Origin of the sequence: Bythopirellula polymerisocia, from assembly GCF_007860015.1 — a bacterium.
In the GTDB taxonomy this organism is placed as follows: domain Bacteria; phylum Planctomycetota; class Planctomycetia; order Pirellulales; family Lacipirellulaceae; genus Bythopirellula; species Bythopirellula polymerisocia.
On the sequence record NZ_SJPS01000004.1, the window covers coordinates 131,567 to 157,807 of the forward strand.

A 26,241-nucleotide genomic window follows, 5' to 3' on the forward strand; every position below is an offset into this window, starting at 1 on the left:
TGCCACCACCTCCATCACAAGCCGCCAAGACCTCACGGCGAAATTCCTTCGAGTAAGCTAACATCGGTTCACCTCCTGTTTCTGGTGAACCTAGATTAACTAACTTACCTAGAGGGCGCTAGAGCTATTCGATGGACGCACTAGGCATGTCCTACTCCTGTTCCGGGAGAAACCAATCCGATGAGCTTTGAATAGCCATTATTGTAGTTGCACGACAAAGAAAACTCAATATTCCCAACTGGAATTTGGCTAGATCATACCCCGGAATCTATACCGGGCCTGACTTTCCCTTGCGGCGGCGGAGTGCCAAACCCCGGAACTTAACCGCAACGCCACCCCAGCAACCGCTCCCTCCAAATGGGGCTTTAGCAGCGGCGGACGACAATACTTTTCCTGCAAGAGTCCGTCAGGCTAGAAAAGGAAAAAGCGGTTTCCTTCCAGGTGTTAATGTATACGCCAAAAAACGGACATCATAAAGTAATGATTAGGTTAGGATATACTTAACAATGAAGAGTATTGGTGCAATATTTGGTGTGCTGCTAATTTGGTATTCATCACTGCAATGGTGTTATGAGTATTGGCACAAATGGTATCCATCGGGGGTATATTTTTACTTTGTTCCAATTGGTGTTTACCTAGTCTTTCGAGCATGTCATCTCACTTCATCCTGGAAACCGTTCTGGATTTCACTCATTGCCCTGATTCCTCCGTTAGTTGCACTGGCGTGCCGTGGCTTCAACATCTGAGCATGCGGCGGTGTGCCAAACCTCAGAACTTAGCGGTGCCTACCGATGGTAGCGGCGGTCCATAAATTCTCGCGGTACTAGGGAGAAAGTCCGTTTTCTGCCTTCAGTCGGCAGCCTCAACCGACGCTTCCAAGGGGACACTCTTGATTGCCGTCAGGTCCTCCGCTGCGAACTGGTACAAGGTGTTGTTATGAACCACGAATATGTATTTGTCATTAGCCGCTATGGCAGGAGCACATCCCATCAAATCATCTGCCAAGGTGCCGCCAAAACCTCCACCTCCGCCCTCTCCTCCACCGAAGCCAAACCCTATACCGAAACCCCCACCTTCCGCCTGGCTAGAGGGTTGCTTTGAACCCTCTTTAGTCTGCTCTTGTGCATTAGAAAAGCCCAATAAGGTTACGACAAGTACCGTTGTCGCTACGCAAGCTGTTAGGCATGACAGAAGATTTTTCTGATTGATCATCGCATGGTCCTTTTTTGATTATGGTTGACGAATGGAAAGAAATGAAGATTACATCCCATGAGGCGGAACGAGTCCGTCATAACCCCAGGTAGCAAAGAGCAACATTAGCTAAGACTCGCCAGAGGCGAAGCAGCAATCTCAGAAGGGCCATCGTTGATTACCAACTAGCGAGACCGTCTGGGTGCGGCGTGCCATTCGAGTGCCAAACCGCTGCAGTAAACATGCTCAGTTTATCATACTATTCTAACCGTTGTTTCAATCCCACCTACAAGTCTGACTCATCCCACCCGTTCCAGAATTAACGGGCCGACTTCTGGCGGTTCGTCTGAGATCTGAATCGCGGAGAGAAACAATTCTCGGCCGTCAGCGGCAACGCCGGCCGGTGCAAAGAGTTTGGCGAGCGGATCGCCAGTGTTCACTTTTTCCCCCAGTCGCACCAGCATTTCAAAACCGGTCGAGAGATCGAGCACATCCCCCAGTTGCTTGCGGCCACCCCGCATGGCGATCACCGCCTGGCCGAGCTTCTCGGTATCCATGGCTGCAATGTATCCTGAGCGACTTGCAGGAACATCGCTGGTGGGGGAGACCTTCCGTGGCGCGTCCAGATTGCCACCCTGAGCGGTCACCATTTGGGCGAATTTCTCGCGTGCTGCTCCAGAGTCGATGGTCTGCTGCAATTGCTCGCGCGCGGATTCAATCGAAGCGGACTTTTTGGTCGAGACCAACAGCTCCGCTCCCAGGGCAAGGGTCACTTCCATGAGATCATCAGGCCCGTTCCCCTCGAGCGCGGCAACTGATTCGTCGACTTCCACCGCGTTGCCGACCATGCGGCCCAGAGGCTGATTCATGTCAGTCAACACGGCAGTCGTCTGCACATTCATTCTCTGACCAGTGGCCACCATCGACTCAGCCAGCTCTCGAGCCAATTCGGCGGTCTTCATAAACGCGCCGCTGCCAAATTTCACATCTAGCACCAAAGCATCGAGCCCCTCGGCGAGTTTTTTGCTCATGATGCTGCCAGTTATAAGAGGTATCGAGGGGACCGTGGCAGTCACGTCGCGGAGGGCGTAAAGCTTGCGGTCGGCGGGGACCAGGTCGGCCGTGGCACCGCTGATCACACAACCTATCTTCTTTACCACGGCACGCATTTCGTCCATTGATAGATCGGTCCGAAAGCCGGGGATCGCTTCGAGTTTGTCCAGCGTTCCACCCGTGGCGCCGAGCCCACGACCAGAAATCATCGGCACTTGCAGGTCACAACAGGCGAGCATCGGTGCAAGAGGCAGCGAGACCTTGTCGCCAATCCCGCCAGTCGAATGTTTGTCGACCTTTGGTAGGCCACCTGCGGGCCATTCAAATCGGGCTCCTGAGGCGAGCATGTTGTCTGTGAGTGCAGCGATCTCAGCGGTCGTCATTCCCTGCAGATAGATCGCCATTGCCATCGCCGACATCTGATAATCGGGAACGTCTCCCCGCGCATAGCCGGCGACGAACTCACCGATCTCAGCTGCAGTGAGTTCCCCGCCGTCGCGTTTCTTGGCAATGATCCAGACAGGATTCATAGGTTATCCGCAACCTTTCTTTACTTGAGTGACGCGACTACCGATTGCACGATTTCGGTCAGCTTGTGTGTGGCAGACTGTGCAGCATTAATCACGTCGTGTCCTGACGTTCCGCTGGGAGCATCGGGGGAACCAACATTGGTGATCGTAGATAAACCAAGCACCCGCATGTCTGCGTGCCGGGCCGCAATCACCTCGGGGACCGTGGACATCCCGACTGCATCGGCCCCCAAGTGGCGGGCTAACCGATACTCAGCACGCGTTTCATAGGTCGGCCCCAACATGGCCAAGTAGACCCCACGGTGGAGCACGAAGTTATTCCGTCGCGCCGCCTCGGCTGCGATCTCCATGAGATCACGATCATAGGGACTCGACATATCGGGGAACCTCGGGCCAAGCTTGTCGTCATTCACGCCGATCAAGGGATTGTCGAAAAGAAAATTTATCTGGTCGTCAATCACCATCACGTCGCCGACAGCATACCGCGGGTTCACTCCCCCCGCTGCGTTGGACACGATCAACGTGTCAGCGCCCAAGGCACGCGACAGCCGCGCAGGTTGTGCTGCCTGTTGAGCGGTATATCCTTCGTACAGATGAAACCGACCCTGAAACGCGACGACGGGTACGTCTGCCAATCGACCACAAATCAGGCGGCCCTTGTGACCCAAGGCTGTCGTGCGAGGGAAGTGTGGTATCTCGGCATAGTCGAAAGTCTGCTCGACAACGATCTTATCAGCTAATCCCCCCAACCCCGAACCGAGGATTATTCCAACGCTTGGTGTGGAGTCCCACCTTTCTCGGACGGCCGCTGCCGCGGCAGCGCTCTGGTTAGCAACTTCTTGCATCGCCTCGTTAACCTCGCTCTCGCTCGTGGGCTAGTACGCCCAGCACCAAAGAGCGCAGTTTGGGCTCCGCCGAATTGGCCACGGCAATAATCTCTTCCACGACTGCCGGCTTCAAGTTGTCCGGCAAGCACATGTCCGTAACCACCGACAGGCCAAACACTCGCATTCCACTGTGGACCGCGACGATCACCTCCGGCACGGTGGACATGCCGACGACGTCGGCCCCGATTTGCCGTAGGAAACGGTACTCAGCACGGGTTTCCAGGTTCGGCCCTGTGACGGCCACCATCACACCACGCTGGACGGGGAAGTTTCCCTTGCGGGCAATCTCTTGTCCCAAAACGATTAGTTCGGGGGTATAGGGGGCACTCATGTCTGGGAAGCGAGGCCCGAGGCGGTCGTCGTTGACACCTACCAGCGGGTTGTCGCCCATGAGATTGATTTGGTCGTCGATGATCATCACATCGCCGGGGACGTAGTAGGGATTCAATCCCCCGACGGCATGAGTCACGATCATCAACTCGGCGCCCAAGGCTTTCATCACCCGCACAGGCAACGTGATCTGCTTGAGGGGATAACCCTCGTACTGATGAAAACGCCCCTCCATGGCCATCACAGGCACCCCTTCTAGAGTTCCACACACGAATCGTCCCCGGTGGCTCACGGCCGTGGAGCGCGGAAAGTTTGGGATGTCTTCATAGTCAATGGCAACTGCCCCTTCAATGCGATCCGCAAACCCTCCTAGGCCAGTCCCCAGGATGATGCCGGCACGAGGGGTCTGGTCCCATTGTTTGCGGATTGCCTCGGCGGCAGCTTGGATTTGATCGAAAAGTTCTAGCATGCTTATGGTCTCATTGTGGAATGGTATGCGTTAGTATCCGGCTGAGCTTTCCGATTGCTCACCGCGTTCACCTTGAGAAATTGCGAGTGTGCCGCTGGTCCCGAGCCGAGTGGCCCCCAAGGCAACGAATCGACACGCGTCCGCATAGCTGCGGATTCCACCAGACGCCTTAACTTGCACCTTGTCGCTGGTGTGCTCGCGCATCAGACGAATATCGTGCTCCGTGGCCCCCGTGGCCTGCATAGATCCGTCAGCAGATTTCACAAATCCGAATCCCGTAGAAGTCTTCACAAAAGCAGCGCCCGTCTCTTCGCAAATCTCACAGAGTTTTATTTTGAAGGAGTCTGCGGGAAGCAGTCCTGTCTCGAAGATTACTTTGGTGATGGCTCCAGCGGCAGAAGCAGCTTCAACGACGGCACGAATGTCGGCAGACACATATGCCCAATCTTCTTGAAGCACGCGACCGATATTAACCACCATGTCGACCTCGCGGGCTCTGTCCTGACAGGCGATCTCGGTCTCACGTACTTTTGTTCCCGTCGTCGTCCCACCGTGAGGAAAGCCAATAACTGTGCTGGGAACTACACTCGAACCTGCCAGCAATTCGCTTGCCAATGCGACCATCGCTGGCTTCACACAAACACTCGCTGTCCCCACTTCCACACACATCGTGCAAGCCTGCCGAAGATCGGCATCTGTTTGGGTCGGACTCAGGACGGCATGATCTATCAGGGCAACAACTGAGGAGGACATCACAGGGAACTCGTATGATTTAAAGGATAAAGTTTAGCGATCAATAACGGAAATGCTTAATCTTCTCGCCTTTGTCACCAATCTCGGTGAGAGATTCGATACCTATCTCCAAGTGCATGTCGGACCAGATGGAATCAACCTTGGCATCGCTCGCCTGGGTCTTGATCCCGTGTTCGGACATCGGCAAGTCGGATACTAGAAGCAAAGCACCACGTGAGATTTCATTCTTATGTCCCACAATAAATATCGTGGCGACTTCCATATCGATCGCGATTGGAGTGTATTCGATAAGTCGGGCCTTAAAGTGTTCGTCGTGTTCCCAAACCCGTCGGTTGGTCGTGTAGATGACACCCGTTCGATAATCAAGCTTGCGTTCCACGAGTTTGTCAGAAACAAATTTGTGCAACTTGAACGATGGCAAGGCCGGAACTAATTTCGGCAAATAGTCATCGGACGTTCCTTCGCCGCGGATCGCGCCAATGGGGAGGATAAAGTTTCCAATCTCAGTGGAAGTCTTGAGTCCCCCGCACTTTCCCAAAAACAATACCGCCTCAGGATGATAGGCGGTAAGCAGATCCATCACAGTTGCCGCATTGGGCGAGCCAATCCCAAAGTTAACAATCGTGAGGCCATCTTCATTCGTGGCTGCCTGCATCGGACGGTCTTCACCATGCACTTCGCAACCAAACTTTTTGGCGAATTTGCTGACGTAATTGCGAAAATTTGTCAACAGGACATAATCACCAAACTTTTCGAGCGGCATGCCCGTATAGCGGGGGAGCCAATCTCTCGCGAGATCCAGTTTCGTGACCATAGTTGTGTTGAATCCTTCTTGGGCTTACTAAAGGTGATTAGTAAGCGACCTTGCCAGGGCTTGCATTCCACAGATCGAACAATTCACGGCATTCGTCGACCAACAAACCGCCGATCAATTTTACCTGGCTGCCGCCTATCCTCAGCAATTCGGCAGCCGGCAACTGCAATTCATTGAAACCTGATGTGTCGGCGTCGGCAATCGTAGCACCGTAGAACACGGTTCCAACTCGTGCCCAATGGAGGGCGGCCATACACATCGGACAAGGTTCGCAAGTGGTTGCCACAACTGCGTCGGTCAGGAAGATATTCTCGACCGTCTTGCAGCCTAGCCGAATCGCGTTCACTTCTGCGTGGGCTGTGATATCCGTTGTCAATACCACGGAATTATGCGCTTGCGCAATTACTTCATCGCCGATGGCAATCGCACAGCCAAAAGGACTTTGTCCCTGAGCGATCCCCTCACGGCAGGTCTCGATGGCAAGTTGCATCAATTCGGCTGGATCGATCATGGAGTTACCAATAAGTACTGGGAAGTTGAAGTTTGTGAAAGAAGTTATTTGTTTTGAAATTTCGTTAGTCGAAAGTACAGTAGGTTTAGATTAACAGAGTATTCACCGCATCGCCTAGCGAGAAACTTCGAAGGCAAGTTAGGTTCCACAAAAAATCATACATTCTTAAGGGCGGGCAAGTCGCTGGAGTACGTCGGCGAGCCCTTTTCCCAGTTTTGCAATCGCCTCCTGGGTCGAGGAGTCCTTCAATTTTCCTTCCTCGTCAAAGGCATCATGGGCTTGGGAAACTGCCCGCTGATCCGGTAAGACGGTCACGCCGATATTTTGCAGGATAGCCCGGACGTGGACCAGTCCCCGCAGACCACCCAGCGCACCAGGTGAGGCAGCCATGAGCACCGCGACCTTGTCAATATAAGGCGCCAGTCGAGGCTCACCTGGAACCGGTCGTGAGACCCAGTCAATCGTATTCTTTAGCAGTGGCGTGATCGAACTGTTGTACTCGGGGCATGAGATCATCAGCCCGTCACTCTCTAGAAACAGTTCTTTCAATTTGGTCGCATTTGCGGGCAGACCCTGCTCTTTCTCCAAGTCCTCATCCATGATCGGAAGCGGATAATCGGCCAGATCGATTAAGGTGACCTCGGCACCCGCCTCCTCTGCTGCTGTAGCAGCCAGTCGGACCAACTTCTTGTTATGGGATTCTTTGCGAGCACTCCCAGCGAAGGCCAAGATACGAGGCTTACTCTTCTTCATGATCGTCAATCCTCTAGTTAGATCTGCCAATTAAAAATCATCAGATGCCACACCTTCCGCAATCGCGTATGCCGTTGCATGGCTGCGGCAATGGGAGATACTGATGTGCATCTTTGTGATGCCTGATCGCTCAAAGACCTCACGGGCACCTCCACAAAGGGCAATTGTGGGTGCCCCGCCGGGTTGGTTGCGGACTTCGATATCTCGCCAGCTAATTCCGCGCCTCCAGCCCGTGCCGAGTGCCTTGAGTACAGCTTCTTTCGCGGCCCAGCGACCGGCATAGTGTTGAGTCGCTGCTTTCTTCGTGGAGCAATACGCGATTTCATGGGGAGTATACACTCGACTGATAAACAACTCGCCGTGGCGATCGATCATCTGCGCAATGCGCAAGCATTCGATGATATCCGTGCCGATGCCTATGATCTGCAGTGCCACGGTTAAAAGCCCTTGAGTCCACAGGCTTCCTGGGCACGATTGAGTACCTCACCAGCCTTTTGGCGGGCTTTGGCAGCTCCGGCTGCGAGGATGTCGCGCACATCATCAGGTCGCCGTTGCCAATCTTCGCGACGACTGCGTGCATCCGCGAAGAAAGCCTCAGCCGCCTCTGCCAGTTTCTTTTTCACGTCTCCATAGCCAAACCCACCACGCTGATAAAGTTCGGCCATCTCCGCTCGATCACTTTCAGCGGCAACGAGTGAATACAAAAGATACAGCACGTCGTCCTGCGGGTCTTTGGATTCGTCCATCGGTCGCGAGTCAGTTGCGATTCGCATGATCTGTTTTTTTTGAGCCTTGGCATCTTCAAATACTGCCAAGGTATTGTTGTAGCTCTTCGACATTTTCTCACCATCGGTACCTGGCACTCGGGCCGAACTGTCGAGTACCTTTGCCTTGGGAAGTACAAAGACCTCGCCATATTGGTGATTGAAACTCCCGGCAATGTCGCGGCACACTTCGATATGCTGGACTTGATCTTCGCCGACAGGCACGGTGTCACTGTCGTAGGCCAGGATGTCGGCTGCCTGCAACACGGGATAGGCAAACAGTCCAGCGTCGGCGGTGAGCCCCTTGGCTTTTTTATCCTTGTAGGCATGGCAGCGCTCGAGCAACCCCATCGGTGTGCCACTCAGCAGTATCCAGCAGAGTTCGCTCACCTCGGGCACATCCGACTGGACAAACAAGACCGCCTGCTGAGGATCGAGTCCCAAGGCAATTAAATCCATTGCCGCGTCGAGCGAGTATTGAGCAAGCAACTGCTTATCGCGCACGGTCGTCAGCGCATGAAGATTTGCGATGAAGTAGTAAGCCTGCTCTGCATCCTGCAAGGCAATGTACTGCACAATCGCACCGAAATAATTCCCCCAGTGAGGACGTCCAGTAGGTTGGATTCCGCTAAGAACGCGCATGTGGTAATCGTCTGTGTTCAGTAGTGAATAGCCGTGACTCAGCGAGTCGCAGGGCATGTGACTTTTTGGTAACTCACTCAGCTTCCACGCTGCTCTCGCTTGCGGCGGCGCATCTCACGGTCTCGCTCTTTCTTGAGCTTGGCCTTCTCGGCAGGTGAGAGCCGCTTGCCAGTGGGTTGCTTTTTCTTCGAGAGCTGGGCGTTGGGGTTGGTCATGTCAGACTGCATCTGACGCATCATCTTCATCCGCTCTCGCATCCCTTTACCCGCCAGTTGGGTCATCATCTGTGCCATGACATCGAACTGTTTGACCAGTTCGTTCACTTCGTGGGGCTCGACCCCCGAACCGGCAGCGATGCGGCGGCGGCGGCTTTGATCAATTGTCTTGGTTGGGTTTCGCCGTTCATCGGCAGTCATCGAGTCGATAATTCCAAACAAACGCTTCATGTCTTGCTCGGGATCGACGTCTCCCATGGCATCCTTGAGGCCACTCATGCCAGGGATCATGCCCATGACCTTTTGCAGCGGCCCAAGCTTTTTTATCTGGCTCAATTGCGATTTGAAGTCGTCGAGCGTAAATTCGCCCTTCTTCATTCGCTCTTCCTGGCGAAGCATTTCATCCTGATCGAATTCCCGCTGGGCCTTCTCGACGAGTGTCAGAATATCGCCCTGACCCAGAATGCGACCGGCCATGCGGTCGGCATGGAATTCTTCGAGTGCATCAAGATGCTCGCCCGTGCCGATGAACTTGATCGGCACACCGGTTACATGCTTGACTGAGATGGCTGCTCCGCCACGGGCATCTCCATCCATTTTGGTAAGGATCACGCCATCGAGTTCCAAGGCATCGTTAAATGCCTTCGCACTATTGACAGCATCCTGGCCCGTCATGCCATCGACAACGAGATAGGCTTGGTGGGGATTGCACTGGCGGTCGATCCGTTGCAGCTGGCCCATCAATTCTTCATCAACGTGCAGTCGCCCAGCCGTGTCGAGGATCACGACGTCGGCCCCGAGTTTCTTCGCTTGCTTGAGAGCCTCGTTGCAAACTGAGACGGGATCCTTCTGCGCGCGATCTGAAAAGACGTCGATACCAAGTTGCTCGCCAAGCACGTGCAGTTGGTCGATCGCGGCAGGACGTTGGAGGTCGGCAGCGACTAGGAGCGGCTTACGTCCGGACTCCTTGAGCATCCGACCAAGTTTTCCGCAGGTCGTTGTTTTGCCCGAACCCTGCAGACCGCACATCATTAGCACGGTCACTTCGCCCTTGCCCAGAAGGTGCAGGGAGTTGTCGACCGGACCCATCAGGTTCACGAGTTCCTGGTACACGAGGCCCACAACCTGCTGACTGGGGTCGAGCGACTTGAGTACCTTCTCACCAAGCGCCTGCTCGGTGACGTCCGCCATGAATTGCCGGACGACCGGGAAGCTCACATCCGCTTCAAGCAGCGATTTCTCGACCAGTTTAAGGCCGTCGCGCATGTTAGATTCAGAAAGCTTGCCCTTGCCCCTGAGCGTCTTGAACGCCGAGCCGAGTCCGTCTTGAAGGGCTTCAAACATAAGAGATACCGCTAGGAATGTATTCGAGGTTGTTGCACCCCCCGATCGTGGGGGAAGGGGGCTGAAACTTGGATTCTAGCCGATTTCGCGGGCAGGGGAAATCCTCCGTGCCACAGACTTCCTGCCTGTGAATCTAGGCGACTGGCAGGATTCCTACCCCACTTATCCGCTAAGACTGGCAAACCTCCCCGGCCACTCGAGCGGATCGGCCCCCATTCGCCGCTCATGACTGGACAACCCCTATTTCATGACCAAAAGTCCAGTGTGGGAACTTCTGCGCGCGTTGGTTCCCTGAAATACAAAGTTCTTGTCAAAAACTTTCAGCAGGTAAGCTCGATGGCCAGCGAAACGCTTCACGCACCCGTTCATTCCAACATTCCTTCCCCGGTTGCGAGTTCCGCACGAAATTGTGCTTCCCAGGATAGTCAATCCTCGTCGTCTCCGGTGCGGTTTGTCCCCCCCGATCCTGAATCGCTTGAAGAGACGGGCCTCAATGAGCACGACTTGGAAGTGCTCGTGTTAAAGCTCCTCTTGAAGCGGGGCACGGTGTCTGGTCGAGGGATCGCTGAGAGGCTGCATCTTCCACGCCCAATTCTTCAACAATCATTTGAAAGGTTGCGCTCGGAACTGATGATCGCCATCAAGGGTTCTTCAGGTTTGGAAGACTACGTGTTCCAGCTGACCGAGGCTGGTTTTGATCGCGCTCGACGCGAGCATCAGCATTGCTCCTACGCCGGTGCCGCCCCGGTGCCCCTGGATGCCTACATGGAAGGCATTGCCAATCAATCGCTTCAACAAAGCTCACTGACGATGGAAAAACTGCGGGCCGCATTCTGCGACCTGCGTTTGAGCGAAACGCTTATTAGCCAACTCGGCCAAGCGATTAACGATGGTCGCGGCTTGTTCCTGTTTGGCCCCCCTGGCAACGGCAAGACGAGTCTCTCTGAGTTAGTGGTGAGTGCCTTCGGAGAGTATCTTTGGATTCCACGAACCATCACCATCGACGGGGAGTTAGTGCGACTCTACGATCCGCGCAGCCATGAGGCGGTTGAACTGCCCCAGTTGGAAGAAATCAGCTACGACAAACGATGGATCTTGATTCGTCGGCCCACGATCATTGTCGGTGGCGAACTGACGATGGAACAACTTGATTTGCAGGTGAATCCACAAACCGGCATCAGCGAAGCTTCGGTTCAATTGCGAGCTAATGGCGGGGCACTGGTGATCGACGATTTCGGTCGGCAACGGATGCCCACGTCCGAACTCCTGAATCGGCTCATCGTGCCGATGGAGAAACACCACGACTATCTTAATCTCTCCAGCGGCCGGCAAGTGGCCGTCCCGTTTGACATGCTGATCGTATTTTCGACCAACTTGGAGCCAAGCGACTTGGTCGACGAGGCATTCTTGCGGCGTATCCCGTATAAGATCGAAGTCGAGGGCCCGAGCACTGAAGAGTTCGTAGCTCTGTTGCACGACCTAGCAAGCAAGATCGAATGCAATTGCGACCCTGGCGCGGTGGACTATCTCCTTAACAAACATTACGAGCCAACCGGTCGTCCATTACGTTTCTGTCACCCTCGCGACCTCCTGCGGCAGATCCGCAACTACTGCGAATTCCACAACCAACCACTGGCTGTAACGAGTCAAACGATCGACATCGCCGTGAAAAACTATTTCGCGGGACTGTAGTATTCTGTTCGTTACGACGTGGTATTCTTCCTTAGCCGCGACGCACCTTCGAGTGGAGCTCGACAAAGTGGAGCGAGTCTCTATCTCATCTCCACCCCTATACCGCTTTGTGATAGAATCTGCACGGTATTGTAGGTCACCCAACTTTCAGGCACAGTGCAAGCGATGGCAACGGATATCGACGACTTAAAAGCAAATCTCAAACGCTGGACTCTGTTTCTCGGAGTGCTCCAAATCGCGGTTGGCTGTGTCATTGGATTTATTCCCCCATCAGCCGTAGCTTGGTTTCGTGGGATCGTGATGGCCCATATAGAATTCACCGCCAATGGTGTCTTAATGGTAGCCTTTGGATTCCTGATCGCTGAACTAAACCTGAATTCGGTGGCATTGAAAATGTGGTTTATCCTATTGCAAATCGGAACATGGACAAACGGAGCGGCGGGAGTAGCCGCTGCTTTCCAGGGTGCAACCTCGAAGCTTATGCCAACGCTCAATGAGAAATTTCCGCCACCCAACGGGACCGATAGTGCCCTGGTTTCCGGCTCACTCAAACTCTGCGGAGTGACAATCATGGCTGCGTTGTTGCTCACACTTTATGGGCTAGCACGATCGAGAACGACCGATCTCGATGAGAACGTCTGATGACGCTTTCTACAAAAAAAAGACCCTAGAATAGTGCATAGTCTCGATTACATAGCGTTCCTAGGCAGAGACCGTATTGAAGAGGTAACTTGTCCACCAGTCGCTAGCGAAAACCTCTGCCATCCGCTATCGTCACATTCATGAGTGACCACTCGTATTTTCAACTGAATCAACGTGCTAGGCGCCTCTGCCAGGAGATTGTGGCCCAAGCGCGATCGCTGCAAGTCACGGTCAACACACTCAACTGTGGCGAGACGCTCATTGACATGGGAATCGAGGTGCAGGGAAGCCGGGAGGCGGCACTGCTGCTTGCGCGGGTCTGTCTGGCGGATTTAGGGGAAGTAGCGTTTGACGACTCACCAACGGGCAATCAATGGCCGAATGTGAAAGTGACGACTCGCGAGCCGGTCGCGGCTTGCCTGGCCTCTCAGTATGCCGGTTGGGAGATTCAGGGCGAAAAGTTCTTCGCCATGGGTTCGGGACCGATGCGGGCCGCGGCGGGGCGGGAGGCTTTATTTGATGAGATTGGGAACCGAGAGACCGCAAGCGAAGTGGTCGGCGTGTTAGAGACAGGGAAGTTTCCGCCGGAGCAGGTTTGCCTAGAACTTGCCGAGAAGTGTGGCGTCGCGTCGGAGGGATTGACGCTGTTAGTGGCACCCACCAGTTCGGTATGTGGCACGTTGCAGATCGTCGCTCGTAGCGTCGAGACGGCCCTGCATAAGTTGCACGAACTAAAGTTTGATCTGTCTCGCATCGAAGCGGGTCAGGGGACTGCCCCGATGCCCCCCTTGTTGACGGACGACTTTGCCGCGATTGGACGCACGAACGACGCGATCCTCTATGGCGGGCAGGTCACGCTGGAGGTGCATGGCGATGACGAGTCACTAGCCGAGATCGGACCACGTGTCCCTAGTTCGGCTTCGCCGGATTACGGCAAGCCATTCGCCGAGATACTTGCCGAGTATGACAATGCTTTCTACAAAGTCGATCCACTCCTCTTCAGCCCTGCGGTAATTGAGCTGGTGAATCTCGATACGGGAAATCGCTTCCGGTACGGTGAAGTGAACATGGAAGTGCTAACCCAATCTTTCACGAGCCACTAGCAACTTATCCCCATGCAAATTGCAATCCTGGGCAATGCCGATAGTTGGTATACAAACGACCTCGTTCGCGCTGCGGATGGGCGGCACGAGATACTCCCCATCGATTACCAGCAGCTTGCCTCAACGGTCGGAGGCGACACGAAAGTTCACACGGCGTGGGTAAACCTCAACGAGTTAGACGCGGTGCTAGTCCGCTCTATGCCGCCGGGGTCGCTCGAACAAATCATCTTCCGCATGGACGCCCTTGCGAATCTGGCAATGGCGAGCGTCAATGTGGTGAACCCTCCGCGATCTATCGAAGTGGCGGTCGACAAATACCTGGCCACGACGCGGCTAGCTGCAGCGGGCCTGCTCGTGCCTAAAACAATTACCTGTCAGACGCTGGAACAAGCGATGCTGGCCTTCGAGGAGTTGGGAGGCGACGTGGTCCTCAAACCGCTATTCGGTTCCGAGGGGCGAGGCATCGTGCGACTCAGCGATGAGGCGATCGCCTTGCGAACGTTCAAGGCACTTGCCGCGATTGGCTCGGTGTTCTACTTGCAAGAATTTCTGGAGCACGAAGGATGTGACCTCCGACTCTTGGTGATTGGCGAGGATGTGCTGGGCATGAAACGTTGCAATAAACTCGACTGGCGGACCAATATCAGCCGAGGTGCGACGGGCGAGTCGCTGGCCGTAACCAGCGAACTGGCAGGAATAGCCTTGCAGTCGGCGGCCGCCATTGGGGCCCCCCTGGCGGGCGTGGATTTGCTGCCTACGCGTGATGGTCGTCTGATTGCTATTGAAGTGAACGCAGTGCCCGGCTGGCGGGCATTGTCAGAGGTGACTGGCGTGGACGTAGCTCTGCGGGTGCTGAGATATCTGGAGACCCACGGACCACAGTAGTAATGTTGTTGTAAAGGCGAGATATTTTCCGAAATTGCCCTCTTTGCCAGCCAGTTGTTGGACCCGCACGGGATCGGTATAATCGCTGGTTAAACATCCACCTAGCACGGCCAAAAGAGGGCCTGTGCCCCTGCCTTGTGGCCGCTTCTGTATAAAGTGTCCGAACCGTCCGAAGGCTGTTTAGACTGATTATAGTGACCGGTCGGAGTTCAAATCACAAAGGAGAAAATACTGTGTCGATTAAAGTAGCAATTAATGGATTTGGCCGCATTGGCCGACTGACGTTCCGCAACCTGCACGCCCGTTCCAGCGAGTTCGAGGTGGTGGCAATTAACGACCTGACCGACAACCAGATGCTGGCGACTTTGCTCAAGTACGACAGCACCCACCGCCGCTTTCCTGGCAACGTTTCTCACGATGCCGAGCATTTGATCGTCGATGGTAAAGAAATCAAAGCATTGGCGGTGCGCAATCCAGCCGAACTCCCCTGGGGTGAAATGGGAGTGGATGTAGTGGTAGAGAGCACGGGCATTTTTACTGCCCGTGCCACCGACAGCAAGCCTGGCTACGATACCCATCTCAAAGCAGGTGCTAAGAGAGTAGTGCTAAGTGCCCCTGCCAAGGATGGTGCCGATCTGACTTGTGTACTTGGGGTGAACGACGACAAGCTCACCGCGGACATGAAGTGCATTTCCAATGCAAGTTGCACAACGAATTGTCTTGCGCCTGTTGCTAAGGTGCTGCACGAGACATTTGGCATCGAGAAAGGCCTCATGACTACCGTGCATGCCTACACGAACGACCAGCCCACGCAGGATCAGCCCCATCAGGATCCTTATCGGGCTCGTTCGGCTGCCCAGAACATCATTCCGACGAGCACCGGTGCTGCCAAAGCTGTCGGCTTGGTAATACCAGAATTAAAGGGCAAATTGACCGGGATTGCCCTGCGGGTGCCCGTACCGAACGGTAGCGTGGTCGATCTGACTGCGATACTTGGCAAGAAAGTTACCGAGGCAGATATCAACTCTGCTGTGAAAGCCGCTGCCGAGGGTCCGCTCAAGGGGATCTTGTGTTATACCGAAGATCCGATCGTATCGACCGATATCATCGGCGACTCCCACAGCTCGATATTTGCCGCCGACTTCACTCAAGTGATCGATGGCAACATGGCCAAGATTGTGAGTTGGTACGATAACGAATGGGGTTACAGTTGCCGAACAGCGGATCTGATTGCTCTGATCGGCAAACTGTAAGCGACTTTGTATCTAGTAAAAAATAAAAGCCTCGTCCTGAGTTTGGGACGAGGCTTTTTTGTTGACACATCGTTGCAGGTCTGGTGAATTACCTCAAAACTCCACCTGATATTTCTGAGTCATCTTACGACGGATGGCTGCGGTGGCGTCGTCGATCAACTTGAATCCTTCTACGCGGGCATTGTTGGAGGCGGCCATAGCTTGAGCTCGAGCGGCAGATCGATCAGCTGCACTTGCCCGGGCACCGCCGTAGGCATCGCCAATAAGGTTGCCAAAGTAGCCGTAGTCGATCGAGTAATTACTGTAGCCACCGCCTCCCATTCCAGCTGTTGCAGTGCCGTAATCTATCCCGCCCTGTCGCTTGGAGAGAGCCATCGAACGCAAAGTAGTCGCAAGTTGGGCGCCGAACTCGAGCAATTCCGGATCGACGTTCAAAATGGGCATGCGATCGATCTTGCGTGAGTAGCGTTCCATCACGGCTGCACTTGCTTTATTGCCTTTGAGGTCCCGGCGGAGGTCCTTGATCAGCACATCGATCGAACGAAAGTAAACAAGCGAAGCCTCTCGTATCTCGCTTTCAGGTGTTTCTTCCGAGCTCTGACTTTCGCCGGTAGAGTCTTTGAGTTGGCTGAACTTGGTTGACGGAAGTTCGATCACACTGAAAACTCGGCGTTGGCCGTCTTGCGATAAAGGACCTTCCATGTGGATCGCTCGATCCTTTACGCTCAACTTCCAGGATTCCAAATCCGAGATATTAGCACCCAAATCACCTAAAACAGAAAGCACCAATTCCTTGGCAACTGGTTCGAGTGGAGCGATGTCGCTTGCGAAGTCGACCCGCAGCTGGGCTTGCACATCTTTGCCGACTGCGACTCGCAAGGTGGCGCCTTGCAGGCTCGTGAGTAGCGGAACGATCTCCTCGGCCGACAATCCCGTCTTTTTGAGTAGCGGAGATGCTTCGATCTTTTGAATAACTTCATGAGGCTGCACGACATTCGCCAGATCGATGGCCATGAGAATCTGGACCTTTTCGTTGGTCAACCGCGTGGCCTGCTTGAGATAGTCCGTAAGGGCCACTTCGGTGTTCTTCTTGGCAAAACTCAACCACCGGGAAACGAACTGGCGTTCGGCAGGAAACATGACTCCCAGTTCCTGGCGACTCAACTCGACAAAGTAAGCATCACTCGGAGTCCAGGCAGCTTCGCTGCCGTCAATTGTATCGAGATATCCGCCTTCACTTCGGGCAATGGAGCGCATGGAGACCGACTCGCTTAGCTCCATAACACCCAATTCCCACAGTTGAGAGAAGTCATCGCTTGGCTGCAATGCTGCTGCCAGTACCAGCTTCTTTGCTTCGGGGGGGAGGAAGATGGGCCGCTCAACGTAAGCGAGTTCCAGTTTTTTGCCCCAGCCCTCTTGCTGGGCAAGGGGACTCTGCAATGTTTGCTCCACATCGATCAAGACCAGGGTATTCGCTGACGCGGGAACTTTTGCAAGTAATTGGTCGAATTCGCCACACTGGGCACTATTTGTTAAAGCGAGTGTAAGCAAGAGAATGAGTGGGCCACAACATTGTCGTATCATCAATAAACCTCATTGTGATGAGAAGCTTTGATTCAAAAGAATCGGGAGACTAGTAAACTGGAGATGATACCAAAAAGAGAAGTCGATTGGTAGAACTTACCACTCAAATCGAGATGACTTTAAGCGAAATAGAATCGCAGAAAGCTGAATTCAAGTTTCAGAGGTTACTTCCGTGCAGTCCACTGCTGCTTGCCCGCAGTTGTTGAAGACGGCCGGGAATTGGGCGAGTTTCGGTTGCGAATTGCGCTGGTTTTCCACTGCTGATCGTCTGTCGTCGTGGCGAATCCAGAATTCACGCCAGCGCTAAAGTGAGTGGCCGCGCGCCATTGTGGCTCAGCTTTTGAAGCTGAGTCTGCCGAGGCCAGTGATGTGCTCTGGACCGTGGAACTACTCTTCACTTTCCGATCAGATCGGAGTGGATTGATGCTTGCGAGTTCCACTTCCTCTTCCAATGATTCCTCTGAGTCATGAGCAAGCTGAGCGACATCAGCATCCTCCATCCTGGCTAGCGTTGCCGATTCAAGCGGAACCTGCGCTAGTAGCTTGCGGCCATCGGAGGCTTCCAGGCGGACCCACAATTCACAAGGCCCAGCGGGAAGCTGAGCAACTTCCAAAGGCAATTCCAAGTGCAGCCCATCGCCAAAATGAGAAGTCTGCCAGGCGGCGGCGGTTTCTTCTTCGGTGAAATCCCACCGTTTGATTCGCTCAGGCGATTCGGGGTCTCCCTGCATGACCATTAGCGAAACTTTGCCATCGAAGTCGGCAGGCTCGTTTCTGGAATCGCGTGCTTCGACGACGGAGAGCAAACTACTGGGCTCTGGTGCACCCGTCGAATCACGGAAGACATGGGCAATGACCAGTCGCTCCGCTTTCCGGCTTGACGGTTTAGAAGGAACATTTTCGATCTCGGTCTTGCTCTCAACTATTTCTTCGACTTCTTCGACGGTTTCCTCTTCGAAGGGAAACTCCACGGATTCGCCCAACTCATCAAGGCCGGTTTCAGATTCGTCGTAAGTAGCTGTTTGGTAGGCGGCCGGATCAGGAATGCGAACGGTCTCGGCACGTTGCTCGTATTCAACGCTCTCAGAATTAGCCAGATGCGTGGCCTCTAGTTCTACTTCGGAGCTGATCGGTTCGCCAATTTCTAGTTCGAGGGCGGGAACTTCAAGCTCTTCAATGGGTGTTTCCGACTCGGTCGCAGGCTCAGCAGAATCCAAGATAGATTCTTCGCGCGGCTCCTGCAGAGTTCTCAGGGATGGTTTTTTCTCGACAGTTGATTTTTTTGTACTAGACCGAGTTGGCTGTTTGGATACAGGGCTCGGCTTGGACGCCGATGCCACATGGGGCTGCGAACAACGGCATTGACGCAGTTTATCGGAATACTCAACCACATAGTCTTCCAACTCGTAGATGTAGTCTTCCTGAGCCCGCAGTTCTCGCTCGAGAATGTCGATTTGATTGTCACGTGTCGTACGGCATCCTATCGTCGCAAGTAACGACAGTAGAGCCGCGCACACCGTCAAGGCATGTAGTGCTCGCATGACAAGGTTTAAATCTGTCGTATCGTTTGCTGTTGGCATCACTCAGCTCGACCTGGACCCGGGAAAAGACTTCTGGCAACTGGCAGAGTCGCTGCGCACACACCCGCCGAAGCCAATTGGGGGGTAAGGAATAGGAAAACCGGTAGGCACCGTCAAGCGAGATAAGCGGTGCTAGCACTAGTAGTCGCTGGTCCGATGACCTAAGTACTTGGTCATTGGACGTTGAAAATTGGAAATTCCTACAGCTCCATTTTCTCAATGACTTTATCGATGATTCGATATTCACAGGCGTCGGCGGCGGACATGAAGTGGTCGCGGTCGGTATCACGCTCGATTTGCTCGAGGGTTTGGCCTGTGTGCTCGATCAGGATGCGATTGAGTTTGTCCTTCGTTTTGCGATATTCGGCCGCATGGATCATGATGTCTTCAGCTGTCCCTTCCATGCCGGCGGAAGGTTGGTGAATCATGATGCGAGAATTGGGCAGTGCATGGCGTTTGCCAGCAGCGCCAGCTGCCAGGAGCAGGGCACCCATCGAGGCCGCCTGACCCAGGCAGTAAGTGGCAACATCGCAGGTAACAAACTGCATCGTGTCGTAGATGGCCATCCCAGCCGTCACACTGCCACCTGGCGAATTGATGTAATAGTGAATATCGGCCTTCGGGTCATCAGATTGGAGAAACAGCAATTGTGCCACGATGCTGTTAGCAACGTCGTCATTTACCGCCGAACCCATCAGCACGATGCGATCCTTGAGCAAACGACTGTAGATGTCCATGGCCCGCTCTTCGCGGCCAGACTTTTCGATGACAAAGGGAACTAGCGACATGACGGCAATCCATTGGTTGGGGGGATAAATTTGATTTGAGAACTTCGAATTGAAAATCGCCTGGATTAGGCACCAGATTCAATCGTCATCCTCATCTTCCGATTCTCCACCAAGTGCGGGTTGTTTAATGAGAATGTCGTCGACGATACCGTATTCCTTGGCCTCGGAAGCGGTCATGTAGTAGTCACGATCACAGGCCTTGTGAATATCTTCGATCGACTTGTCGGTGTGTTCAGCCAAGATGCGGTTAAGGATCTCCCGGGTGCGGATGATCTCGTTGGCCTGGATTTCAATGTCAGAGACCTGGCCTCCGACGCCGCCGTGTGGCTGGTGGATCATGACCTTCGAGTGTTTGAGAGCAAAGCGCTTTCCACTGGCTCCGCCTGCCAGTAGTACGGCACCACCGCTAGCCGCCAGCCCTACACAGTAGGTTGCCACGGGAGGTGAAATCATCTGCATCGTGTCGTAAATCGCCAAGGTAGAAGTGACACTTCCGCCCGGCGAATTGATATAGAAATGAATGTCCTTGCGACGATTCTCACTCTGCAGGTAGAGCAATTTCATCACCAGTTCATTGGCGTTACCGTCGTAGATTTCCCCTTGCAGAAAGATCACGCGGTTTTCCAACAAGAGATCGCCCAGCGTCATCTGGCGTTGACGCTGATAGTCACGCATCGCCGAAGCGAGCCGAGGGTCAAAGCCGTTCTCGGCTGACGTTTCAAAATTCATAACAACTCCCTTTTGGAAACTCGCTCCTGATATTTAACCGCTCACGCCATGCGACAGATTTATTATTGCCTCAAACTAATTAGAGGCAACTTAGCTTTCCGTCGACTCGGAGGTTTCTGGGGCAGATTCACTCACAGAGGTCGGGCCCTCACCACCACCGGCAGCAAGGTTCACTGCTTCTACATCGAACGCTTCTGGCTCGTATGGTTTGTCGGCAAATTTAGCATGCTCCTGAACAAGCTCAAGAACTTTTCGTTCGACGATCTGATTCTGCAACACATCCATCAAGCCACGTTTCTCGATCTGGGCACGCACGCGACGAGGGGACTCGCCACTCTGCATGGCGATCAAGAGAACTTCCTTTTCAAAATCCCCTTCCTGGGCCTCAATATTTTCATCCTCCGCGATCCGCTCCAGAATGAAATGCTCTTTCAGACTTCGGGCTGTGGAGGCTGCGCTGTTTTGACGCAAGGTGTTTTCACGGGCACGAATTTCCGCTTCATTGAAACCGGCTCGTCGGAGTTCCATGACTGTGCGTTCGAGTTCACGACTGCTCTGACGCTTCAGCAAGCCAGGAGGCAACTGCCAATCAGCCGACTTGGTAAGCAGGGAAGATATTTGTGCTCGAATCTTTTGTTGTTGCTCATATTCAAGTTGTCGATTGAGACTGTCGTTGATGGCGTCGCGAAGGTCTCCCTCGGTCTTGAAATCTCCCATTTCGGAGAGGAACTCTTCGTTAAGTTCGGGGAGCTTCAGTTTCTTGACTTCAAGCACCTCAAATTCCACGTTGATCTTTTTGCCACGCAAGTCTTCGTTGGGAGCATCTTGAGTAAGCTCGAAATCAACTTTTCGACGATCCCCCGCCTTGGCGCCCACCATCAGTTTGGCGAAGTCTGCAACCTCGCCGTCGCGGAAGCTCAGTTTCTGGCGAATTCGCAATACATGCTCTTCTTCTTTCTCCAGTTGCTTGCCATCGTGCGAAGTGGTGATGTTCACCGTGAGATAGTCGCCCTCACTAGCCGGCCCATCATGGGGAACAAGCTGACCGTAGCGGGCCAGCATCTTTTCCAGGTGCAGATCGACATCGGCGGGAGTAAACTCGCGCACAGGCCGCTCAATCTTAGCCCCTTTCCACTTGGGCATGTCAAATTCAGGGCGCACCTCGATGTCGAATTCGAAGGTCATCGGTCCATCATCGGGGACTTCGACGGCGTCGAGATTGAGATCAGGCTCGCTGATGGCTGTGAAGGACTGCTCCTCGCTGATCTGACTCAAGCTATCTAAGAGCAATGATCCCTTGATTTGTTCGGCAATTTGCTTCTTGAATTTGCTTTCCACCAGCTTACGTGGGGCACGACCTATCCGGAAACCGGGCACGTTTGCGCTGGGCATCAGTTCGCTGTAGGCATCGTTCATGTAGCGGTCGATATCCTCGCGGGAGACCGTTACCGTCACATGACGTTCGCAATCGCTGGGGCTGGCGACTTCAACCTCGAGATTGAGCGGTTTGTCTTCCTCACCTTCAGGCTCTGCGGTCAACGTGTCGGCTTGTAACTCGTCCAGTTCTTCGTCTGCCATGAACTTTTCTCTCTGCAAAAACCCCGCCTCAAGTGACTTGAGGCAGGTAAATAAAGGTCTTAAAAAACCAAAGGCCCGCAACCGGCAATGGCACCTCCCCTGAAGGAAGGCCAATAATCGGGGGCGGGCTCCAATTCGAAGCGAATTCTCTCAGCAGTCCTACGTGTCTGGCCCGGAATATACCCAGCGACCTCGTAACGACCAATAATCAGAGCGGGTGATCGGGTTCGAACCGACGACAACAACGTTGGCAACGTTGTGCTCTACCAACTGAGCTACACCCGCGGATCGCCCTGAAGGACTCCCAGCCAGTAGCCGAAGAACCGCAAGAACGATTCCCGAATTATAGGCCCGCCGCATCCTTACGCAAGGGGATTTGCCCACTCAGGAACGCTAAAATCCCCGGGAATCGTCTACTCCTAGCCAAGTCTTGCCCCTTCTGGTTACGATGGCCCCATGTTGCTGTTTAAGAAGAAGTTTCTGCCAGCCATACGTAGCGGTGAAAAGACGCAAACCATTCGTTTGTGGAAACATCGCATGATGCGTGACGGCCAACGGAGCTACATCCCCGGCGCAGGCTACATCACGATCGACTTGGTTCAGCAAGTAAAAATCGACGAATTGACCGACGCCGATGCGATCCCTGACGGTTTCCCCACAGCCGTGGCTCTTCGCACTGAACTCGATTCTCTCTACGCAGACAAGATTGCCGCAGGTTACCAGGCCTACCGGGTCGTGTTCCACCTTCAGGAACCGCAACCCACCAAATCAGTTGCATCGAGCTAGCAACTGGTTCACTTCAATAGGAAAAGATTTCCTGCATCGCTTGGGCGATCTGCTGCGGGTGATTGAGCATGTGGATCATGCTTGTGGCAAGGAGCAGAATTGCGAACAGCACGATCCCCAACCACCGTGGGTTGGAATCCACGGAGAGAGAATCCAGCCTCGCACCGAGCAGTCCTGCCAGCTGCCGCCAACTGGTCAGATTTTGTTTCGCACCACTCGCGACCAGCGAAACGTTGCGCATGATCTCGAAGGTTTCCAAATGGAGCTGGATCCCCACGGTTGGAAGCGACAAACTGTCCCCCGCCCAACGGGCTTGGGGGTCCAAACTGCGGGCAGCCTCTGAGAGCACAGGTCGAAGCTCTTCGCTGCTGATGTTGTAGATGATCAGCCGGGGTCGCGAGAGCAACATCGTGAGCCAGATGCCCAGCCCGTAAAGCAAAAGCAGAAACAGCCAGACATAACCGCCGAACTCCACAGAGGCAGCTTCAGGACGGAATAATTCGATGGGGCCAATGAACACCATTCCCGAGAGCGCGACACCAAGCGTAGCCAAGTCCGCCCCGCCGGTCGTAATAAATGGCTTCCGCCGCGCGTTCAAGATCCCCAGCATCAAGCAATAAGATGCCACCGGCAGCAAGGCAATCGTCAGGCGCAATGGATCAGGCAGCATCCCCACATGCTAACTCTGCCAGGCAAATAGTAATAGGCCCAAGCAAGAAGTTAGCCGGCATCGTCCCGATGCCCCGTCGCCATCGTTTCGATGCCGCTGAGCTAATTCGCCGACCTCAACCACTCCAGCATTACCAATCCGACCTTGCCAAGAGAATCCGCCGAACAACGCCCCGGGGTATCGGCAGTTGTGTGCCAGTAGCTATTCCGTCTGTCGGGGTATTCGAAGTCGATCACGTCGCAAACCGGGATCCCGCCGATGTTGTGCAGGGGTAGATGGTCATCGCGAACCTCATAGCGGACCTGAGGTATGAATTCATTAACTCCCAGCCGAGCAGCAGTCTCCCAGATCCCTTGGACAATAGGTCGTGTGTCATCCCACGCCACGCTATTGCGTTCTTGGTAGATGCTCAGTTTAGCATCGCCAACCATGTCGAGCAGCACCCCAGCGACATAGCTGTAATCTCGCTCGTTCTTGCGATATTCTCGGGCAAAGTACTCACTGCCGAGAAAGTAGGGGTCCGTTCGGTCGGAGTAAACCATCTCTTCTGCGTCGAAGAGCACAAAATCGAGTCCATAACGATCCGGGAGACTCTTTATATGATGCGCCAGTTCCATCAACACCGCCGTCCCACTGGCCCCGTCGTTGGCACCTAAGAATAATCCCTCGCGGCGCTGGCGTGGATCGAGATCCTGTGAGGGGAGTGGACGCGTGTCGTAATGAGCACAGAGCAGAATCCGCTCCTTACTCTCCGGATTCCACTGGACAATGAGGTTCGCCATCGGCACGGGCTGACGAGTAATCGGATGCCTGGCGGAAAACCGCTGCCAGGTGACCTGCCCCCCCAGTTTTTCAAAATGCTTGGCGAGCAACTCCTGTTGCTTCTGCATCCCCGGACTGCCACTCATGCGATTGCCCAAATCACAAAGCTGGCGAAGATACTCGTAAGAACGCTTGCCGTTAAATGAAGTAGGCCCCTGAACGACTGTCTGAGGCGGTTCAGACTGCGCAGCAATCTCTAAAGTCGTGAGAATAGAAGCAGTCAAGATTGCGATGCTAAAGAATTTCATTCTGCCAATAACTCCTGAATGAGAAATCGTGCTCACACGACATAACTGATACGGGAAATTATAGGCCGAATCTTGCAGTTGCGGATAGTTGAGTTAGAAAAGTGCTACTGCCGCAGGCCGGACCGAGTAGCACCAGTTCCGGCAAATCAATTCGGCCAAGAGCAAAGGGGCTAGAGCCGGAAGAATGGCACTCGTCTCTAGACTCTCAGCTTTTCAGCTAGAGCTTCGCACGGGATTTCCAAAAAGAAGAGCGTGATCCACAGGTCGTCTTGCTGGCGGCAACTGAGGGCAGGGCTGAGGCTTGCCGAGAAATTTGCGGCGGTAAATTTACGTTAACCAAAGACAAGTGAAGAAAGTGAGTAAGAACAATTTTTTATACTTCTTTCTGCCCCGTTTTCTTCTCAAACGCTTCAACTAAATTTATCCTATAAGTTCGTGAGGAATTTCGTTATGAGGAGGTTCATTCAATTCTTCGACAGCGTTTCTAGTAGTCTGCCTGTTTTGTTACTATTTGCGATTATGCTTGTATTTGCTAGTGGCAAAAATTTATACGGATTGCTAGTTCTGTTGATATGTCTCGGAGTGATCATTGGGCATTGTCCTCGACTATTTCGGAGTGATAGAACTGTGTGGCGACCACAGAATGTGCTCCGAGTAAGTGCGATCATACTGATCCTAGCTCCGGTTTCATTGTTCTCACCATTCGATGTGTTTTTCCGCCATGGCGACGAACTCAGCTTAGCTGTTTTGCCTGTAGCGGGCGGCCTTTCCAATATTGAAACGCTTAAGTCGCAAGGCAAACAACCACTGGAAGATTTTATTCCTATACTCTCTTCTCATTCGCTTCCCATGTTCTCTAAAACGAAATATGGACTTGTATTGGTTGTTCCATGGTAAGGAAAAGAAATCGGGTCAGTGCAATTTTCCAAAAATCGTAATGCCCCCTTTGTGCTTCCTGTTGCCCGACTCTCCGAGTCGGGATTCATTCAATCCCGACTCCCACCCAGGCGGGTTGACTCAGAGTCAGGCAACAATGGCGAATCCGAAATTGGCCCAAAGATCTTTGTAGATTTCGGCCACTCGATTTCAGATAATAGCCCTCGCCACCTCCAGGCGATATCTTTGACAACTTGAATAAAGCGCGAGCCGCTGGCGGCTCAGCGTGCGCCAACCATCGTACCCGCCCGCAGGGACGGCGAGACCGAGCGGGCGCAGGGTTTTGTTTGGAAAAACTCCCCCCCGCCCGGCCCGCCGCGAACCACGTAACTCTCGATCCGCCAACGAGTTGAAACGATGCGGACCGGCGAAATAGGAGGGGGTTTTTTAATAAAAAAAAGATTTCGGCAAAAAAGATCCAGGTAACCTTAGGGTCGGGTGTCCCCGTTCGTCGGCGTCCGCGTCCGTCTGGCCCAATGTTTTTTGTTGGAATTGGCCCCCCATGTCAGGGAATAGTCCTCGCCAAATGCCAGGCGCCATCGATGCCAACTTGGATATCGCGAGCCGCTTGCTGCTGAGCGCTGCATGCACCACGCATCCTTGAAGACCGGTCGCGCAAAAGCCGTCGACTCCAATATGATGGCTGTTTCGCGCGGAGGGCCGTTTGCAATGGATCGACTGTCCGAAGT

The 26,241-nt window shown here is 53.8% G+C and carries 24 protein-coding genes and 1 tRNA gene; 6 read left to right on the forward strand and 19 right to left on the reverse strand.

The genetic code is table 11. The annotated features are described in order from the left end of the window. Positions 1-849: 849 nt before the first annotated feature. The 11 genes from Pla144_RS13355 to ffh all read right to left on the reverse strand — a co-directional run bounded on the left by Pla144_RS13355 (position 850) and on the right by ffh (position 10,256). Complete coding sequence (locus tag Pla144_RS13355; protein WP_146451192.1) at positions 850-1,212, reverse strand: hypothetical protein; 363 nt, start codon at positions 1,210-1,212, stop codon at positions 850-852. A gap of 278 nt (positions 1,213-1,490) precedes the next feature. After that, the gene (locus Pla144_RS13360) at positions 1,491-2,774 is read right to left on the reverse strand and encodes a thymidine phosphorylase (protein WP_146451193.1); all 1,284 of its coding nucleotides are present in this window, start codon (positions 2,772-2,774) and stop codon (positions 1,491-1,493) included. Between the two features lie 20 nt (positions 2,775-2,794). Beyond that, positions 2,795-3,619: a purine-nucleoside phosphorylase gene (locus Pla144_RS13365; RefSeq protein ID WP_146451194.1), complete on the reverse strand. Its 825-nt coding sequence runs from the start codon at positions 3,617-3,619 to the stop codon at positions 2,795-2,797. A 7-nt stretch (positions 3,620-3,626) separates the two neighbouring features. Then, positions 3,627-4,460, reverse strand: coding sequence for a purine-nucleoside phosphorylase (locus Pla144_RS13370; protein WP_146451195.1), 834 nt, complete (start codon positions 4,458-4,460; stop codon positions 3,627-3,629). 30 nt (positions 4,461-4,490) lie between these two features. Beyond that, positions 4,491-5,213, reverse strand: a complete 723-nt coding sequence (deoC, locus tag Pla144_RS13375) for a deoxyribose-phosphate aldolase (RefSeq protein WP_146451196.1) — start codon at positions 5,211-5,213, stop codon at positions 4,491-4,493. A gap of 40 nt (positions 5,214-5,253) precedes the next feature. Next, positions 5,254-6,027: an AMP nucleosidase gene (locus Pla144_RS13380; protein WP_146451197.1), complete on the reverse strand. Its 774-nt coding sequence runs from the start codon at positions 6,025-6,027 to the stop codon at positions 5,254-5,256. A 37-nt stretch (positions 6,028-6,064) separates the two neighbouring features. Further along, entirely contained in the window at positions 6,065-6,538 is a 474-nt protein-coding gene (locus tag Pla144_RS13385) for a nucleoside deaminase (protein WP_146451198.1), read from the reverse strand. A gap of 165 nt (positions 6,539-6,703) precedes the next feature. Further along, positions 6,704-7,291, reverse strand: coding sequence for an NADPH-dependent FMN reductase (locus tag Pla144_RS13390; RefSeq protein WP_146451199.1), 588 nt, complete (start codon positions 7,289-7,291; stop codon positions 6,704-6,706). A 30-nt stretch (positions 7,292-7,321) separates the two neighbouring features. Next, positions 7,322-7,726, reverse strand: coding sequence for a holo-ACP synthase (gene acpS / locus Pla144_RS13395; protein WP_231936354.1), 405 nt, complete (start codon positions 7,724-7,726; stop codon positions 7,322-7,324). Positions 7,727-7,728: 2 nt separating this feature from the next. Further along, on the reverse strand, positions 7,729-8,697 hold the full coding sequence (gene trpS / locus Pla144_RS13400; RefSeq protein WP_146451200.1) for a tryptophan--tRNA ligase: 969 nt from the start codon (positions 8,695-8,697) through the stop codon (positions 7,729-7,731). A gap of 77 nt (positions 8,698-8,774) precedes the next feature. Further along, positions 8,775-10,256 carry a signal recognition particle protein gene (gene ffh / locus Pla144_RS13405; protein WP_146451201.1) on the reverse strand — a complete coding sequence of 494 codons (1,482 nt, stop codon included), beginning with the start codon at positions 10,254-10,256 and terminating at the stop codon, positions 8,775-8,777. 336 nt (positions 10,257-10,592) lie between these two features. On the opposite strand from ffh, the gene Pla144_RS13410 reads away from it, so the two are divergent. From Pla144_RS13410 to gap, 5 genes are all read left to right on the forward strand, one after another. After that, positions 10,593-11,948, forward strand: a complete 1,356-nt coding sequence (locus Pla144_RS13410) for an AAA family ATPase (RefSeq protein ID WP_146451202.1) — start codon at positions 10,593-10,595, stop codon at positions 11,946-11,948. A 165-nt stretch (positions 11,949-12,113) separates the two neighbouring features. Further along, positions 12,114-12,590 carry a hypothetical protein gene (locus Pla144_RS13415; protein ID WP_146451203.1) on the forward strand — a complete coding sequence of 159 codons (477 nt, stop codon included), beginning with the start codon at positions 12,114-12,116 and terminating at the stop codon, positions 12,588-12,590. A gap of 140 nt (positions 12,591-12,730) precedes the next feature. Next, on the forward strand, positions 12,731-13,693 hold the full coding sequence (gene mch, locus Pla144_RS13420) for a methenyltetrahydromethanopterin cyclohydrolase (RefSeq protein WP_146451204.1): 963 nt from the start codon (positions 12,731-12,733) through the stop codon (positions 13,691-13,693). Positions 13,694-13,705: 12 nt separating this feature from the next. Next, the gene (locus Pla144_RS13425) at positions 13,706-14,578 is read left to right on the forward strand and encodes an ATP-grasp domain-containing protein (RefSeq protein ID WP_146451205.1); all 873 of its coding nucleotides are present in this window, start codon (positions 13,706-13,708) and stop codon (positions 14,576-14,578) included. A 233-nt stretch (positions 14,579-14,811) separates the two neighbouring features. After that, complete coding sequence (gene gap / locus Pla144_RS13430; RefSeq protein WP_146451206.1) at positions 14,812-15,831, forward strand: type I glyceraldehyde-3-phosphate dehydrogenase; 1,020 nt, start codon at positions 14,812-14,814, stop codon at positions 15,829-15,831. Between the two features lie 93 nt (positions 15,832-15,924). On the opposite strand, the gene Pla144_RS13435 is transcribed toward gap, so the two are convergent. From Pla144_RS13435 to Pla144_RS13460, 6 genes are all read right to left on the reverse strand, one after another. Next, positions 15,925-17,415 carry a hypothetical protein gene (locus Pla144_RS13435; protein WP_146451207.1) on the reverse strand — a complete coding sequence of 497 codons (1,491 nt, stop codon included), beginning with the start codon at positions 17,413-17,415 and terminating at the stop codon, positions 15,925-15,927. A gap of 164 nt (positions 17,416-17,579) precedes the next feature. Further along, entirely contained in the window at positions 17,580-18,995 is a 1,416-nt protein-coding gene (locus Pla144_RS13440) for a hypothetical protein (RefSeq protein WP_146451208.1), read from the reverse strand. A 200-nt stretch (positions 18,996-19,195) separates the two neighbouring features. After that, positions 19,196-19,783, reverse strand: coding sequence for an ATP-dependent Clp protease proteolytic subunit (locus tag Pla144_RS13445; protein ID WP_146451209.1), 588 nt, complete (start codon positions 19,781-19,783; stop codon positions 19,196-19,198). Positions 19,784-19,861: 78 nt separating this feature from the next. Next, positions 19,862-20,512 (reverse strand): ClpP family protease, encoded by a 651-nt coding sequence (locus Pla144_RS13450; protein ID WP_146451210.1) that lies wholly within the window; start codon positions 20,510-20,512, stop codon positions 19,862-19,864. Positions 20,513-20,602: 90 nt separating this feature from the next. Further along, positions 20,603-22,090 (reverse strand): trigger factor, encoded by a 1,488-nt coding sequence (gene tig, locus Pla144_RS13455; RefSeq protein ID WP_146451211.1) that lies wholly within the window; start codon positions 22,088-22,090, stop codon positions 20,603-20,605. 212 nt (positions 22,091-22,302) lie between these two features. Then, positions 22,303-22,375: transfer RNA gene (locus Pla144_RS13460), tRNA-Gly, on the reverse strand. Positions 22,376-22,546: 171 nt separating this feature from the next. Here Pla144_RS13460 and Pla144_RS13465 point away from each other — a divergent pair. Further along, complete coding sequence (locus tag Pla144_RS13465) at positions 22,547-22,876, forward strand: ASCH domain-containing protein (RefSeq protein WP_146451212.1); 330 nt, start codon at positions 22,547-22,549, stop codon at positions 22,874-22,876. 13 nt (positions 22,877-22,889) lie between these two features. Here Pla144_RS13465 and Pla144_RS13470 read toward each other — a convergent pair whose 3' ends face one another. Both Pla144_RS13470 and Pla144_RS13475 read right to left on the reverse strand, forming a co-directional pair. Continuing rightward, the gene (locus tag Pla144_RS13470; RefSeq protein ID WP_146451213.1) at positions 22,890-23,546 is read right to left on the reverse strand and encodes a hypothetical protein; all 657 of its coding nucleotides are present in this window, start codon (positions 23,544-23,546) and stop codon (positions 22,890-22,892) included. 101 nt (positions 23,547-23,647) lie between these two features. Beyond that, positions 23,648-24,616: a M28 family peptidase gene (locus tag Pla144_RS13475; RefSeq protein WP_146451214.1), complete on the reverse strand. Its 969-nt coding sequence runs from the start codon at positions 24,614-24,616 to the stop codon at positions 23,648-23,650. Positions 24,617-26,241: the final 1,625 nt, after the last annotated feature.